13 protein-coding genes and 3 pseudogenes are annotated in these 15,762 nt (G+C 59.9%); 10 read left to right on the plus strand and 6 right to left on the minus strand.

All coding sequences use genetic code 11. The annotated features are described in order from the left end of the window. Positions 1-35: 35 nt before the first annotated feature. The 6 genes and pseudogenes from YUU_RS54145 (at position 36) to YUU_RS59755 (ending at position 6,409) form a co-directional block, all read left to right on the plus strand. On the plus strand, positions 36-3,320 hold the full coding sequence (locus YUU_RS54145; protein ID WP_084801951.1) for a non-ribosomal peptide synthetase: 3,285 nt from the start codon (positions 36-38) through the stop codon (positions 3,318-3,320). 26 nt (positions 3,321-3,346) lie between these two features. Further along, positions 3,347-3,436: pseudogene (locus YUU_RS62060) on the plus strand (hypothetical protein); the annotation flags it as partial. Positions 3,437-3,439: 3 nt separating this feature from the next. Further along, on the plus strand, positions 3,440-4,399 hold the full coding sequence (locus tag YUU_RS62065; protein WP_245288308.1) for a thioesterase domain-containing protein: 960 nt from the start codon (positions 3,440-3,442) through the stop codon (positions 4,397-4,399). A 178-nt stretch (positions 4,400-4,577) separates the two neighbouring features. Next, positions 4,578-5,000: a hypothetical protein gene (locus YUU_RS54150; protein ID WP_156944889.1), complete on the plus strand. Its 423-nt coding sequence runs from the start codon at positions 4,578-4,580 to the stop codon at positions 4,998-5,000. A 7-nt stretch (positions 5,001-5,007) separates the two neighbouring features. Beyond that, positions 5,008-5,718 (plus strand): transposase, encoded by a 711-nt coding sequence (locus tag YUU_RS54155; protein WP_198031961.1) that lies wholly within the window; start codon positions 5,008-5,010, stop codon positions 5,716-5,718. Positions 5,719-6,226: 508 nt separating this feature from the next. Beyond that, complete coding sequence (locus tag YUU_RS59755; RefSeq protein ID WP_156944890.1) at positions 6,227-6,409, plus strand: hypothetical protein; 183 nt, start codon at positions 6,227-6,229, stop codon at positions 6,407-6,409. 405 nt (positions 6,410-6,814) lie between these two features. Here the strand turns inward: YUU_RS59755 and YUU_RS0143905 are convergent, their stop codons facing one another. The 3 genes and pseudogenes from YUU_RS0143905 to YUU_RS63115 form a co-directional block, all read right to left on the minus strand. After that, positions 6,815-7,066 (minus strand): hypothetical protein, encoded by a 252-nt coding sequence (locus YUU_RS0143905; protein WP_027527861.1) that lies wholly within the window; start codon positions 7,064-7,066, stop codon positions 6,815-6,817. Between the two features lie 66 nt (positions 7,067-7,132). Further along, a complete protein-coding gene (locus YUU_RS62070) occupies positions 7,133-7,930 on the minus strand; it encodes a hypothetical protein (protein WP_245288306.1) in 798 nt (265 codons plus the stop codon). Between the two features lie 29 nt (positions 7,931-7,959). After that, a pseudogene (locus YUU_RS63115) lies at positions 7,960-8,903 on the minus strand (recombinase family protein). Positions 8,904-9,429: 526 nt separating this feature from the next. On the opposite strand from YUU_RS63115, the gene YUU_RS0143920 reads away from it, so the two are divergent. Beyond that, positions 9,430-9,732: a hypothetical protein gene (locus tag YUU_RS0143920; protein ID WP_027527863.1), complete on the plus strand. Its 303-nt coding sequence runs from the start codon at positions 9,430-9,432 to the stop codon at positions 9,730-9,732. Next, a complete protein-coding gene (locus YUU_RS0143925; protein ID WP_027527864.1) occupies positions 9,729-10,163 on the plus strand; it encodes a type II toxin-antitoxin system VapC family toxin in 435 nt (144 codons plus the stop codon). The genes YUU_RS0143920 and YUU_RS0143925 overlap by 4 nt, the downstream gene beginning before the upstream one ends. 318 nt (positions 10,164-10,481) lie before the next feature. Here YUU_RS0143925 and YUU_RS54165 read toward each other — a convergent pair whose 3' ends face one another. Beyond that, positions 10,482-11,375, minus strand: a complete 894-nt coding sequence (locus YUU_RS54165; protein ID WP_198031962.1) for a hypothetical protein — start codon at positions 11,373-11,375, stop codon at positions 10,482-10,484. Between the two features lie 702 nt (positions 11,376-12,077). On the opposite strand from YUU_RS54165, the gene YUU_RS63120 reads away from it, so the two are divergent. After that, complete coding sequence (locus tag YUU_RS63120) at positions 12,078-12,296, plus strand: VOC family protein (protein WP_371260595.1); 219 nt, start codon at positions 12,078-12,080, stop codon at positions 12,294-12,296. Between the two features lie 568 nt (positions 12,297-12,864). Here the strand turns inward: YUU_RS63120 and YUU_RS59760 are convergent. Continuing rightward, positions 12,865-13,410 (minus strand): hypothetical protein, encoded by a 546-nt coding sequence (locus YUU_RS59760; protein ID WP_156944891.1) that lies wholly within the window; start codon positions 13,408-13,410, stop codon positions 12,865-12,867. Between the two features lie 508 nt (positions 13,411-13,918). Between YUU_RS59760 and YUU_RS54170 the strand changes: the two genes are divergently transcribed. Then, a complete protein-coding gene (locus YUU_RS54170; protein WP_051390246.1) occupies positions 13,919-15,154 on the plus strand; it encodes a Fic family protein in 1,236 nt (411 codons plus the stop codon). A gap of 266 nt (positions 15,155-15,420) precedes the next feature. Here YUU_RS54170 and YUU_RS60925 read toward each other — a convergent pair. Continuing rightward, positions 15,421-15,762 (minus strand): annotated as a pseudogene (locus YUU_RS60925) (sulfotransferase); the annotation flags it as partial.

Raw genomic sequence — 15,762 nt, forward strand, 5'->3', positions numbered from 1 at the left:
AGCCGGTGGCGATCTGCCTTGAGCGCAGCGTGGCGATGGTGGTGGGGCTTTTGGCGATCCTGAAGGCGGGGGGCGCGTATCTGCCGCTGGATCCGNCCTATCCGTCCGGGCGGCTCAAGCAGGTTCTCAACGATGCGGCGCCGCCTCTGCTGCTGGCCGATGCGGCGGGACGATCCGCGCTGGGCGCCGAGGCGCTGGCCGATGTGAACGTGGTGGCTCTCGACACGACAACGCCGGCGTGGGCGCACCTGCCGGTCTCGGATCCGGACCCGCGCGCACTCGGCCTGACCGCGCGCCATCTCGCCTATGTGATCTACACCTCGGGATCAACAGGCTCGCCCAAGGGCGTCATGGTCGAGCATAAGAGCACCGCGAACCTGCTGCAGTGGAGCGGCGGAGTGTTCGCCCCCTCAGAGATCAGCCGCATGCTGTTCTCCACCTCGATCAGTTTTGATCTGTCTGTCTATGAATGCTTCGTTCCGCTTTCGCAAGGAAGCACACTGTATCTGGTCGAGAATGCACTGGCGCTGGCTGAGAGGCCTTTGGATGTCTCCATGATCAACACAGTGCCCTCGGCGATCGCCTCTCTGGTCGACAAAAAAGCAGTACCGTCTTCGACAAGCGTGGTTAATTTGGCCGGTGAGCCGCTGAAGGCTGGTCTGATCGAGAAGATCTTCGAGAGCAGCCGCGTCCAGAAGATTTGTAATCTGTATGCTCCTTCCGAGACGACGACGTACTCAACCTGGATCTGCATGCCAAGGGGGGACGCTGTCGTTGAGACGATTGGGCGTCCGATCGCGAACACGCAGGTGTATCTGCTGGATGGTCATGGAGCACCTGTTCCGTTCGGGGCGGTCGGCGAGCTCTATATCGGCGGGGCCGGGGTCGCGCGCGGCTACCTGAACCGTCCCGCGCTGACGGCGGAGCGGTTCATCGCCAGTCCCTTTGTGGCAGGCGACCGGCTGTACCGGACCGGCGACCTTGCGCGGTATCTGCCGGACGGCAATCTGGAGTTTTTGGGCCGCAACGACGACCAGGTGAAGATCCGGGGCTTCCGGATCGAGCCGGGCGAGATCGCCGCGCGGCTTCTTGAGCACGCATCGGTGCGCGAGGCGGTGGTGGTGGCGCGCGAGGATCGCTCTGGCGAGAAGCAGCTTGTCGCCTATGTGGTTGCGGCTGGCGAGTATGCCGGCCAAGCTGTGGGAGCCGAGCTCGCCGGCACCTTGCGCGCACATTTAAGTGCGCGGTTGCCGGACTACATGGTGCCGGCTGCGTTTGTGCGGCTTGCGGCGCTGCCGCTGACGGTGAACGGCAAGCTGGATCGCAAGGCACTGCCGGCTCCGGACGATGAGGCGTATCCGCGGGCAACGTATGAGGCACCGCAGGGCGAGATCGAGACGGCGCTAGCGCAGATCTGGGCGGAGCTTCTGGGGCTNNNGCGGGTGGGACGCCACGATAACTTCTTTGCGCTGGGCGGCCACTCGCTCTTGGCGGTGCAACTGATGGAGCGTCTGCGGCGGCTGTCGCTTGGGGTGGAGGTGCGCACCCTGTTCGCCAAGCCGGTGCTGGCCGATCTGGCAGCAAGCCTTGGCAGCCATCGCGAGGTGGCGGTCCCGGCCAACCTGATCACAGAGCGAAGCACAGCGATCACGCCGCAGATGCTGCCGCTGATCGAGCTGGCGCAGGGCGAGATCGACCGGATNGTCGCCACGGTGCCCGGTGGCGTCGACAACATCCAGGATATTTATGCCTTGTCGCCGCTGCAGGACGGCATTCTGTTCCACCATCTGTTGGCCAGCCAAGGCGATCCGTACCTGCTCATCTCGCAGATGGCGTTTGCCGACCGGGCCCTGTTGGAGCGCTATGTTGCCGCGGTTCAGCAGGTGGTGGATCGGCACGACATTCTGCGCACCTCATTTGTCTGGGAGGGGCTGTCGAGCCCGGCCCAGGTGGTGTGGCGGAACGCGCCGCTGGAGGTGACCGAGGTTGAGCTGGATGCGTCCGCTGGTCCTGGCCCCGAGCAGCTCACGCGTCTGTTTGATCCGCGCCAGCACCGGATCGATCTTGGCCGGGCGCCCTTGTTGCGATTTGTGATCGCGCGCGAGCCCGGCAGCGGGCGCTGGCTGCTGCTTCAGCTGCAGCACCATCTGATCGGGGATCACACCACGCTGGACGTGATGCATGCCGAGGTCCGGGCCGTGCTGGAGGGACGCGCCCATNAGCTTGCAGCCCCGCAGCCGTTCCGCAACCTGGTGGCGCAGGCGCGCCTGGGCGTTGANGCAGAAGCGCATGAAGAGTTCTTCCGGTCGCTGCTCGCCGACATCGACGAGCCGACCACGCCGTTTGGCTTAAGCGAGGTGCGCGGCGACGGCAGCGGGGCCCGTGAGGCGCGGCGGATGCTGCCGCAGGCGCTGCAGGATCGGCTGCGCCGCCAGGCACGGCGGCTGGGTGTGAGCCTGGCGAGCCTGTGCCATCTGGCGTGGGGCCAGGTGNTGGCGCGCAGCAGCGGGCGCGAGCAGGTGGTGTTCGGCACGGTGCTGTTCGGCCGCATGCACGGCGGTGCCGGCGCCGACCGCACCATGGGCCTGTTCATCAACACCCTGCCTGTGCGGCTCGACCTGGACGACACCGCCGTCGCGGCGAGCGTGCGGACCACGCACGCGTGTCTGGCCGAGCTGCTGGCGCATGAGCACGCCTCGCTGGCGCTGGCACAGCGCTGCAGCGCCGTTGCGGCGCCGGCACCGCTGTTCAGCGCGCTGTTGAACTACCGCCACAATACGCCGGCGGCCATCTCCGGACCGGGTGATGTGCTCTCGGGCGTGGAATGGCTGAGCGGGGAGGAACGCACCAATTATCCGCTGACCTTGTCGGTGGAGGATTTTGGCGAAGCGCTGGGGCTGACGGCGGACGCGGCGGAGCCGGTATGTCCGGACCGGGTCTGCGGCTACATGCAGCGCGCGCTTGCGCAACTGGCCGAGGCGCTGGAGCGGACGCCGAACATGCCGGTGCGGGAGCTGGACATCCTGCCGGCCGACGAACGCGCGTACCTGTTGGAGGCGCTGAACCGGACGGGGGCGGCGTATCCTTCGGAGAAGTGCATCCATGAGCTGTTCGAGGCGCAGGTCGCCAAGGCGCCGGACGCGGTAGCGGTGCTCCATGAGGACGAGCGCGTAAGCTATGGCGAGCTCAATGCGCGGGCCAACCGTCTGGCGCATCATCTGATCGGGCTCGGGGTNGCAAGGCACTGCCGGCTCCGGACGATGAGGCGTATCCGCGGGCAACGTATGAGGCACCGCAGGGCGAGATCGAGACGGCGCTAGCGCAGATCTGGACCGAGCTTCTGGGTATGGAGTGGGTCGGGCGGCATGACCACTTCTTCGCGCTTGGCGGCCATTCGCTGCTAGGGGTGCGTTTGCTGAGCCGAGCGCTAGATCTTGGGATGAAGTTTAGCGCCGCTGATCTCTTCCAAGCTCCTGTTCTGAAGGAGCTTGCATCGAAGGTTGAGTTGGATCCGCACCGCCATACAGCTGGAGTGCTATCCGTTCGTGTGACGGGATCACAACTGCCGCTCTTCTTTGTGCCGACAGGTTTGGGAGATTGTTCCTATGTCCTTAGCTTGGTGAAGGAAATGGACATAGACGCGCCCGTCTATGCTCTGCCATGGCCGTCTTTCGATGAAGTGTTTCCACCAACTCTTGAAGCGATAGCCTCGCAAGCAATCTTGGCGGTTAAACAGATTCAGCCGCGGGGTCCATATCGCTTCGCTGGATACTCCTCAGGCGGGATCCTGGCTTACGCAATTGCCCAGCGCTTACTCAGTCTCGATGAAACTGTCTCATTCATGGCTTTTATCGATGTTACGTTACCTGCAAATCGATTGAGCATATCGCCAGCCCAAATAGCACTAGAAGTGGTGCTAGAATCTCTTGAATCCTTAGACGAAGATGATGAGCGGTTGGAAGTGTTGGAACACTTTGCTAAACAAAGTTCGATTGTTCAGTTGCTCGAAAAAGCACAGCAAATTGGGGCGATAGCTCTAGATCGTGATCTCCACAATGATGCTTTCGTGTGTGAAAGAATTGCCCAATTTCAAAGGGCGCTGCGGTTGTATCAAGTTCCATCCCTGCCAGTTGAAATACATCAGTTTTATGCCACTGAGTCTCCCCTCATTGGTCGGGCACGACCGGCTAATAGTTCAATAGGTCCAGAGGCGAGTTCGCCCATGCGGGGTTGGGACCATGTCTTGAGTGCGGCGGCTGTGCATACCGTACCGATTCCAGCCAATCACGTGACCATGATAAGTATTCCGGAAAACCGCCGAGTTCTGGCTCGATCCTTATCAACAGCCTTAAATAGCTCACCGATAACACCTCTAAACGCGCATTTCTCACAGAGTTAAGCGCATCGGGGTGTCATTCGGCCCTTTAATTGCGGTTTGTTGTCAAGCTTCCATTTCTGAACATGCCAACGGCAAGGTGGTAGCGCTCGCGCCGTCGGAGCTGGTCAGGGTTGGTGCGCCACGACGGCGCGAAGAAGGAGGTAGATCAATTGACCTAAAGCCTTCAAGCAGCCTTGCTGTGCAAGAGATGATCTGGCTATTGCGCGGGCTCGTTCCGGGCTATCGAACCATAGCCAATTTCCGTAAGGAGAACGGGGCGGCGTTGAAGGCCGCGAACAGAGACTTCGTCTTTCTGGCGCGCGCGCTCGATCTGCTTGGCGGTGAACTCGTGGCCATCGATAGCGCCTTCTTTCGTGGCGATGCTAGCAAAGCGAGCATCACCACGCAGAGGAAGCTGGCGGAGCGCCTCAGGGCGCTCGAATGCGACATAGAAGCCTATGCAAACGCACTAGAGGCGAACGATGCGGCTGAGGCCGCGCAGATGCCCTCGTCGATCGATTGCAAAGACATACGAGAACTACCGACACCCGAAAAGCTGGCGGCACTGATGGCGAGACGAACCCGCACTAAGGCGGATCGATCGTCTGGAGGAGAACGGTGAGCTACAGTTGTCGCGCACAGACGCCGACGCTCGCCTCCTGACGAAGGGAGGCCACACAGTTGCCGGATATAATGTACAGCTCGCTGTCGACGAAAAACACAAACTGATCGTCGCCAGCGAAGTGGTCAATGATGGTAATGACTGTGGCCAATTATATGCGATGGCGGCGGCAGCCAAGGCGGCCCTTGGGGTCGCAACACTGACGGCCGTGGCTGATGCCGGATACTACAACGGTGAGACGTTGAAGGCCTGCGAAGCAGATGCAGTCACTGCCTATGTCCCGCCAGTGGAACGGAATCAGCGCCTCGCTGCACAAGGACGTTTTGGTCGCGGTGATTTCCACTATGACACCGATACCGATGTCTACCTCTGTCCGGCAGGAGAACGCCTCAAGCCGATGAATGGTGGCAAACAGGATGCTGCCGGCAAATTACAGATCCGTTATGCGGCCCGCGTTGCTGCTTGTGGCTCCTGCTCTTTGCGCGCGGCCTGCCTGACGGAAAAGGCGAAGCTGCGGATCGTTTACCGCTGGGAGCATGAGGACGTTGTCGAGCGACATCTGGCCCGGATGCGCGATGCCGGCGCAATGATGCGACGCCGTTCCGCCGCGGTCGAGCACCCCTTCGGCACACTTAAGTGCCGCGCTGGATACCGACATTTCTTGCTGCGTGGCTTTGAAGGTGCGCGGAGAGTGCAGCCTGATGGTGCTGAGCTATAACTTCACCCGGGTACTAAGCATATTCGGCATTCAGGGGTTCATCGCAAGCCTGGCCAAGTAATCGCGAGGGCCGGCGTGATTCCATATCAAGAGAACGCGACTGCCATAGACTCGTAGAAGCAGAAGCTGCCCGGCACGGACTGCTCTGGCTGCCCCGACTTCGATCCTGTCAGGCTTTGCGAGACGTTCTTGCCCAGTCTCTGCCTCCGGACCAGACAGATGAAAGTGGCCGCCCCGTCAGCTTCTCGTCAGGCGGATGCGGCATACGCGATATACTGATGCTCGTGGAAGAGGCGACCAGTATCGGCAAGCTGGTCGCCCGCGCACTGGCACGAGCTTCGGCGGCACGCGGTGTATGCTCCACGGCGACGCACCGCGTGCCGATTTTCCACCGTTGTGGCGGCACGGCCTCTCGAATTGCAGGACGGTCGCACCGCTGGCGTTGTAGCGCGAGGGCCGCTTATCGAGCGGGCGAAAATCAGCAAGGCAAAGAGCCTCACGCGCTTGCGTGCCGGCCGAAGCGTTGCGTCTCGCGGTGCTTGCGCCACGCGGCTGCCTCGCTCTCACCGACCTCGTCTTTGATCCGGCGCATCTCGTCTTGGATGAGCGCCGCACGCCGCCGGGCTGTGGCTTTTTGTTCGGTCAGGTCTTCGGCCTCGATCAGGAAGAGACTCGACCTGCTCGTGTATGATCCGGGCGAGGCGCAGGGCCTCTTCTTTGAGATCGAGGAGCCGGCGCGCTTCGTCGCTAAGGCGCAGATCAGACATGGCGCTGAGCCTCCCGGAGCTGGGCCAGGCGAATTGGCTGGAATTGTTGATGCTCGCTGAAGCTGAGCGCCGGGCCGCAGCGAAGCCATCGAAGGGCTAGCCCCTAGCGAAGCCATCCCGTCGGACGAGCAAGAGCCGCTGAGTCGCTGGTCGGCTGTGCATCGGCCTCCAGCATTTCGAGCTGATGCGCGATGGCGGCCGGTCAACCCCGCACGAGGTCGGGGTAGAGCTGCCGAACCGTCCGCCGCGCTCGCCGTAGCGCGTCCATCTGGGCCGCAAAGAGCCGATCGTCTGGCTCGGCCGATTTGATGACACGCTCAGCCAAAACATCATCGTCGCCGATCTCGATAGCGAGCCGCTGCCCGATAGGCCTCCCACAGGTCTTGGGTGGTATCGTCGAGCGCGCGTTGCAATTGGTCGGGGCTGATCGGCGCCAAGCCGAGCATTGACGTGTCGGTGAAATATTCGTCCCCGTACAGGAGGCGAAGCGCGCTCGACTTGTTAAGGCCCTCGTGTCCCTCAAGCACCGTCAGATAGAAGAAACTGACCGGCCGCTTGTAGAGGTCGGCAATATCCAACACCTCGGCGAAGATCGGCGTCTCGTCGCCCTTTTCGAGCGCGCTGAGGCGATCTTCGGGATTTCCCGCTCAATCAATTGCAAGAAACCGGGGGCTGCCAGCCCCGCCAACCGCCGGCGCGCCGGAAGGGCGCCGTATGCGGCGCGGCGATCCTGTTTGTCGCGCCATAGCCGTACGCGTTCTGGACCCATTTCGCAGCAATCGGATGTTGCGCCTCCCCGCAACCACCGATGCTTGCGATAGCAAGCCATCCAAAGCCCCGACCTCCGAAAGGAAGTCGGGTTTTTTCTTGCCCGCCGCAAAGCGCAGGATCGCGGCTAGGTCCCCGCGCAATACGATCGCCAGCTCTTCGCCATCGGGGAGGAGCGTTACCTGGTCGACCAACGCGCGCAAAACCTCCGCTGCTTCGGCTCTTCCGCCTTCACCTTGCAGGCTCTCGTACAGGGCGGCCACGCGTTGACGGTAGATCTCCGCCATATTTGGGTGAAGGAGGGGCGGCGGCTCCTCCGCGCTCGCGAGCAGGTCGACCAACTCGGCCTTGCGTGCTTCCAGGGCGCCAATCTTGTCCTTCAACTTCGCTCCCGGCACACCCTCAAGGATGGCTTGAATCGCCTTATCCAGCTCGCGGTCAGTGCGCTCGAGTTCGCGCCTTTGCGCCTCAATATCGGCTCCGCGCTCGATCCTCAGCCGATTCACCTCCCGGGTAAACTCTTGGCAAAATTCCTTGAACAGCTCGGGTTCCATGAGATGCGTGCGGAGACCGCTGAGTACGGACGCCTCCGACGCGTCGCGCCGGATGTTCAAGCGGTTATTGCACGTTCCCTTGTTGCGCGCCGTTGCGCAGCCGAGCAGGTCCTTCGAAATCATCGTGTACCCGCCGCCGCAGCATCCGCACTTCACAAGCCGGCGAAGAGGTATCTGGGCCGGCGGCGATCGTTAAGCTTGTTCTCGCCAGGCGCTGACGGCTCGTAGGCGAGTGTCTGCTGACGCGCCTTGACCGCATCCCACGTTTCCTGATCGACAATGCGCAGCTCGGGAACTTCTTGGATCACCCATTCGGATTCGGGGTTCAGCCGAGAAACGCGCTTTCCGGTGTCAGGATCTTTGAGATAGCGGAGCCGATTCCACACGAGGCGGCCCACATAGAGCTCGTTGTTGCGGATGCCAACGCCGCGCTTTGGGTTTCCGTGAACGGTCGATGGCCCCCATTCAGCGCCTTGCGGTCCAGGCACACTTCGCGGTTCAGCTCGAAAGCGATCGTGCGCGAGGACTTGCCGGCGAGGTAGTCTGCGAAGATGCGGCGGACAACAGCCGCTTCGGCCTCGTTGATGGTGCGGTCACCTCGGATCGGCTCGCCATTAGCCGCGAATTGCTTGACGACGTCATAACCAAAGCACAGCCCGCCGCCTGACTTGCCGTCCGCGACGCGGCCGCGCAAGCCTCGCCGAGTCTTGTCGGCCAGGTCCTTCAGGAACAAGGCGTTCATCGAGCCCTTCAGTCCGACGTGGAGATGAGTGACGTCTCCCTCCGAGAGGGTGACGATCCGTACGCCAGCGAAGGCCATGCGCTTAAAGAGCCCGGCCATGTCCTCCTGATCGCGGCTGAGGCGGTCCATCGCCTCGGCAAGCACCACCGCAAACTTTCCGCGCATGGCGTCGCTGATCAGTTCCTGGATACCGGGGCGAAGCAGCGATGCACCGGAGGTCGCCCGGTCCGTGTAGCTGTCGACCACCGCCCAACCTTGCTTCTCGGCGTGGAGACTGCGGAACCGCAACTGATCCTCGATCGAGGCGTCGCGCTGATTGTCGGACGAGTAGCGGGCGTAAAGTGCGATCTTCATGACGCCTCCTTAATCCGGGAGACGGTCACGCTTCCGGCTGTTCGCTTCAGCTTGGACGAAATCCTGCGCGGCTTGCCGCGCGAGCAACCGCACCAGATTGATAAGGCGAGAATCAGGTTTGGACGCGACCAACGCAACCGTGGCTCCGGGCGCCGCATCGGCGACCACGCGAAGCTTTTCGGCGGTCGTTCCTCTCGCTCGGGCCACCGCCACGTCCTTGCCATTGCGCGGATTGCTCCGCATCCTGACAAAGATGGCGAAATGCGCTCCCAAGGCAAGAGGAAAGATCTTGTAATATCAATGCGTTGCATCGTAGTCCCGCGCCGATCCGAGATGAGAGGCGTAGCAGATCGGGATGTCGCAAAGTGGGGCGCACAAGAAATATTTTCGTGATGACTTGATCGCGACTCCGGACACAGCTCCGCCCTCTTATTGTCTCTGCTGCTCTCAACGTCACAGGAGAGTCGCGGTCTTGCAGCGAGCCGAAGATTCGGCTATATATCCAGATATACTATGGAGGCGGTCAGTGAGCAAGAGCGCACAGAAAAGAGCGATCGAAAATTACCGATCCCGGCTGACGAAGCGTGGCATTGTGCGGTTCGAACTCCAGGCCCTTGAGACCGACCGCGACCTCATCAGAGTGCTTGCGCGCAAGCTGAGCGAGGAAGGGCCGGAAGCTGGTAATCTCCGGCGCACGGTTCAACAGGCCGTTTCTGGCGAGCCCCCCAAGCCCGGTGGCATCTTGAACGCATTGCGCCGCTCGCCACTCGTCGGCGCCGATCTCGACCTGACGCGCCCGCGCGAAGAAGGGCGCAAGGTCGACCTGTGACGCGCTATCTTCTCGACACCAACATCATCAGTAACGTCGTCAAGCCGCAGCCGTCAGAGTCGCTACTGGCTTGGATGGCCGCACAGCGCGATGAGGATCTGTTCATCGCATCACTGACGGTCGCGGAGATCCGGCGCGGCATCCTTGAAAAGCCACGCGGGAAGAAGCGGGACGCTCTCGATGCATGGTTCTCCGGTCCGGAGGGGCCTCAGGCCTTGTTCGCGGGCCGCATTGTGCCATTCGACGAGAAGGCCGGGCTTATCTGGGCGCGCCTGATGGCGGAGGGCAAAGTCGCCGGACAGCCGCGTAGCGGGCTCGACATGATCATCGCAGCCGTCGCGGCGGCTAACGAAAGCACTGTCGTAACGGATAACGAGAGGGATTTCGCCGGAACTCGGATCATAAATCCGATGCGCGGAGGCGCGTCGTGAGCTGCATCCGGTCCATCGACCTGCGCCTCACTGACGGCCTCGTCGACTTTGTCCGAGGTCCCGGCTTCGTGCTGGTTTTTCCGGCGCCGGCCTCGCCGACTTCTTTGTCTCCGAGCTGAAGGTCAACATCGACGATCTCAAATAGGCGGCGCACGGTGGCTCCAAGAGCAAACGCCTTCGCTACTTCCTCCAGAGCTGCGGCTCAAGGTTCGTTTCCGAATAACCTTCAATGAAGGCAAGCGCGCTAGGTCTTCTCTCAAGTTTAGCCGGTGATCTCAAGAGGCAGTGCTTTCGCCGCTAATGCTCCTCGCACCTGCTTCAGTGCTCCGCTTCGTTCCGTGCAAGAAAATTTGGCGTTCCTTGTTGGAGGGTAGAAAACTTTCCGACGAACAGGCTGGGGGCAATGTTCTGCCACGGCATAGCTGTAGCGAGAATGATCTGGTGTTCGACGGGGGCTGTCGCGGAAATCTCAATGACTTGCCTCTGAAAGTTATGGCTGCGTTCCTGCTCCATTCCCTTGTCCTCCGTAATGTCGATCATCAGAAAGCGGGGGTGGCGGAACATCGGATCAGCAAGAGCCGCGCTTAGGAAACCCATAAGGAAGGCTGTCTTTAAGACCACGCGAGAGCTGGCCGAGAAGTAGGTGTGATCATCCACCGTGATGGAGTTCTTGGCGAAAGAGAACTCGACACGTTTGGGGTCACCGAAAGAATCTTGGCGCTTCAAATCTCCACGGAGGATCTTGATTATGTTCTTCGCAATGCTTGCCTTCGCAGTCCGCAGGCGATCGGTCTGGCCTAGCTGCAACGCACTGATGCGAGCTCCAAGCGCCTGAATTTCTTCATCCAGCTTTGCCTTCTTTTCGGATAGGTCACCAATCTTGTTAGCTAGTCTGACCTGTCTTTCGATGTCTTCGATAGACTTATCTATGTAACCGAGCTTGCGCTGGAGCTCGCGTATCTCTTCACGGGCCTTCGATGTCGGTACGGCGCTTAGGTCTGCAAGCTCCTTCGATTTCAGGCGCCAAGTACTCTGCAGCGAGCTTAGCTGAGCTTGATGAAGCTTGAGACGTTCTGCTCTGATGTCCTGCAAACGCTCGGATTGTTTGACTTGGATCGAAAGCTCGTTGATGAGTCCTACGACTCGGTCACGCGCGCGCTCGGAATCGAGCGGCGTCTTGCAAAGGTAACACGCCGCGACTAGATCCTGCACACCACAAGCAGAGTGGGAGCAACGCCACAACGACGGCCGTTCGAGCTGCGTTGCAGATGGCGCGAGCGTCGTGTGTTCGAGAGGTGATATGGGATCTCGATTCCTTTTGTGGGGTGCCGCAACAGTTGCACTCGTGGGATGCGGTGTCGCTCATTCTGCGGATCTGGAGCCGGCGATGAAAGTCCCGCCAGCACTGTGGAGCTGGACCGGAGGCTATATCGGCGTGCACGGCGGCGGTGGCTATGGCCGCACATCCTTCAGTGACCCCTACGGCCCGTTAATCGATGGCGACATCGTCAATACGCCCTGCGTTCCTGGCCGGAGATGGCAAACTGGCAAGATCCATATTGATGGCCGCCGCAAGATCGTTTGGTGCCCTGGTCGTGCGGTCGCCCACCGAGATCGTGGTTGCGGGAACACGTTCCAACGGCAGACGGCACACTGATTGCTAGGGACGCGGCGCAGAGCCGTTGGTTGCTGCGGATTCTGGAGGGCGGCAGCGACGCCCGCCAAGTCCGGATGGAATGTAGGCAGCGTTGTGCGCGACGAGGTCGCTTCGCTCTTCGAATCTGTGAGTGAGAATGAGGATGTTATGCCGAAAACTACCGATGGTAAGGTCAAGCAGGGGCCGTGATAGATGGCAACCGAACAATAACGAGTTCGCTGTCACAATTTCGCGGGATCGATCATATTGCGATTGCTGTGCTCGACCTTGAAGCCTCCATTGAGTTCTTTCGGGACGTGCTGGGTTTTGAATTGAAGCGCCGGTTTCACATCAAGGGTCGAGCGACCGGCATGCTATCCGCCGAGCTCGAGACCCGAGGAATCAGGCTTGTTCTGTGCCAGGGCACTGAGCCCGACGTCTCAGGTCTCGGAGCTCGTGCGCCATCACGGCGTTGGAGTTGCTCATATCGCTCTTGACGTCGATGCTGCTGTAGAGGCTCTAGAATCTCGTGGCTTGGGAGTCGGAACGAGTGTGATTCGAGGCCCTGGACTGACGCAGGCCTTCTCAAGTCGGTCCATTGAAACGGGGCTTAGCTTCGAAATCATTCACCGAGACGGAGGGACTGGCTTTCTCGAATCGAATGTCCAGCAGCTTTTCGACCAACTTGAGCAGTCTGGAAAATATTGAGCAATAAGCCGGGTACACCTCGACGAGTCATGTCGGGCACCGGTGTGACTTTATCCTTCCACGCTTCTCCAAGACTCAGGATGAATGTCAGGTCGCAAAAATCAGTAATGAACTTCCTGAACGAAGTCTCCAGTCTGTTTCCGTCGGCTGTCTCGCTAGCGTCTGGCAGACCGACCGGTTCTTCGATAGGATCAATCCCCAGGTTTTGTTGAATGCGGTGGACGTGTATCGAAGCGATTCAGTTGGTGGTCACGGGGGCGCCGGGGGATGTGCTCACTTGTTACAGTATGGACGATCGGACCCAAAATTGTGGTAATTGAAAGCTCACCACCTCCTCAACGGAGGAAACCCAGTTTCTCAACCAGACTTGGTGGCAGCCGTCAGCTTCGCAGCCTCGCGCCGCGCTTCCTGCTGCATGTCTAGAACAAGGAATACGACCTTGACTGGCGCATGCGGAGGCTCGTATTCGGCGACAAAGCCTGACGGCCGCGAGTCCGACCGCTTGATGTCCTCGCGATTCTTATACTTGAATGCAGGAGGAGCCGCCTTTTCCGCCATCTCCTTCAAATATTCGATCACTTCCTCCACATCTTTGATGTAGGCGTAGGTCAGGTGAAAAAAGACCAGGCAATGGTCATAGGCGAACAGCTTCTGAAAGTGGCTGGTCAGCTGCTTTGCATCGACTCCTGCCTGATCGGCCGACCGCAGACCACCGCCTCCATGACGGTCAGTGTTATGCCATCCTTGTGTACCGCAAGATCGCGTTCGCCGGGATTTCCGTTGGCGGTCCAGCCTCCCTTTGACTGATCTGCTGGCTGAGCAATAGTCAAATGGTGTCCTCCCCAGCAGTCGTGCCCCTCGCTGATCACCACTCAGAGCTTGTGAAGCGCGCGCTTGAATCATTGCGATAACCAAGCCGTCGCGTGGAAGCGCGGACACATGCTTGGCGCCTGTGCGTCAGGTTAAGGTCAGCTAATCTGTATATCAGGATTGAGCGGCACTCGCTCGACAGCGTGCAATTTGGCGATAGGCGAGGAATCTGATGTACGGTCGAATCGTTACCTCATCCAGGCAGTCCACAAGCGCTAGCGAGGCGGATGAATCGAGACACTCAGAAGATGGCCTTCGCTTTGCAGAAACGATTGCAGGCATGGAGCTAAGTGATGATCAAGCGATGCAACATCTAGGGGGCGCTCAGGACGACGTACACTCAAGTATGTCGCGAGCCAGTTCTGGCCGGCAGACGGATCAAGCGGAATCGTCCGGCGCATTGCGCTCGGAACTTCAAGCGTGGTGCAATCGAGCACCCACGAAAGACAAATCATCATTCTTTCTCAGCAAACTGTGTTGTGCTCCATCGACGTCAGATGAAGCAAGCGCGTCGCAATCACGCGAGCAAAGGCAAGCGGCCATGGATCACATCCTGCGCTGTTTTGACGACGGTGGGACGGACGTAGATTTAAGTGGCCTGAATTTGGCGCAGCTGCCCCCTGGGCTCAATCGGATTCATCGCCTGCGCCGCTTGGATATTTCGGAGAACGCCGCGCTCACCCAGTTGCCCAACGAAATTTCCCAGTGCAGGCATTTGACGGAGCTCATTGCGGACAATTGCTCAATTGTCGAGCTGCCTCGTAGCATTGGGATGTTAAAGAAGCTAACCACGCTTTCACTATCATTCAACTCGTTGCGTGGATTGCCGGATGAAATAGGCGACTGCGAAGCGCTTGAGAAACTTAGCTTGGCAGGCTGCAGGCTGCGACTGCTACCCAGCACACTGGGAAATCTTCAAAATCTTTCGACGCTAGATTTGGCATCAAATAGTGAATTGAGCAATCTTCCCGACATGAACCTTGGAAATTTGGCGGTCTACGTTACAGGGACACAGCTGGCACTCATGTCCCGGGTATTCCGGTCTCCGGCGTTAGGGCATCCGGAGCGCTTGTCTTTGTCTAGAACATGTGAGGAAATAAGTCGCAGGTGGAGCCAAGTCGGAAGCGAGTTATCCGCCGATGCGGGCTTCCGCATAGACAAGCTTCGGTGTTCCGCTTCCGCAACATTGGCGGAGAATCATGAAATCGCCTCTTCATGGCAGCATGCTGCAGCCAAAGTGCAGGAGTGGGCGAAGAAGAATTCCCCATTCACGAAAGAAGGCATTTTTGAACTAAATCGTATATTGCTGGGAAATGCGGATGAGGCTACGCGCCTCGGCGTTCTGCGAGAGGTGGTTGTGCAGGCTGCAGACGGGAATACTTGGACTGCCAAAAGATATCCGCCACCTCAAACACTTTCCAAAGAAATGGCCGCTTTCGCCGATTGGGCCGCAGGCAACGAGCGCGACTTGACATCCAGTGATCCCATGGCCGTGGTGGAGTTCGCGGCTCAGGTCCATCAGCGGCTGGCCAGTCTGCATCCCTTCGAGGATGGCAACGGACGAACCGCTCGCTTGGCAATGGACTGGGTGCTTTTGCGGCACGGACTACCGCCGTCACCGCCGATTGGACCAGCGAGCCGCACGCCGGCCGTGTTCTTAGGGGTTCGGCAAACTCAGATTGAGGATGTCGTACGAGAAACAGTTCAAGGCATGGAGGCTGCGCTTCGAGAAGCGGCGCCCGAGTTCGACGCCAAACTCGTGTTTTCGGCCGGATAAGCGATTTCATCTCGACAAAATCAATGACCTGCGCGGGCCGAGGGAACTTGTTGTAGTGGCGATGTATAGCAGGCTGCTGGAACACCCACCCCGGTCCGCAGCCTGACACGTATGCTGTCGAACCAGCTGCCCCCAATGGCTTGGCTAATTGCGAGCTCGCCGCCGTCCGGAAGGGCCGTATTGGCCTCAGTCAAGGCCGTTTTACCCAAGTAAATTAAATATGCCGACGTTCGCCGTTACTGACCGCGAATCAGGCCTCACCAACCTCAAAGAATCGAAGGTCCGTCTGCGAAGTGCCGCCGCAGCTCATGAAAGTTCTGTACGGTTTGGTCTAGCGGTCGCGTTTCTTGGCGCTGAAGCATGGCGCTACCAGACAGCTGAAGCGCTGGGACCCCCAGGAACGCCCAAACCGTTGCCAGGCAGGCGCTTGGTTGGTGAAGTAGCCTTTCATACTCGATCACGAGCATNCCGGTCGACGCGAAGGACTGAGCAACTCGGGCATGGAAATCGTCGGCGGCCTTGAAATAGGCCTCGCAGTCGGCGATTGACAATGTAACGCGCGGCGGCGGTGCCGCCTCGCCGTCAGAACTGAACTTCAGCCATTGGCC

The organism is Bradyrhizobium sp. Ec3.3, from assembly GCF_000472925.1.
Lineage (GTDB): Bacteria > Pseudomonadota > Alphaproteobacteria > Rhizobiales > Xanthobacteraceae > Bradyrhizobium.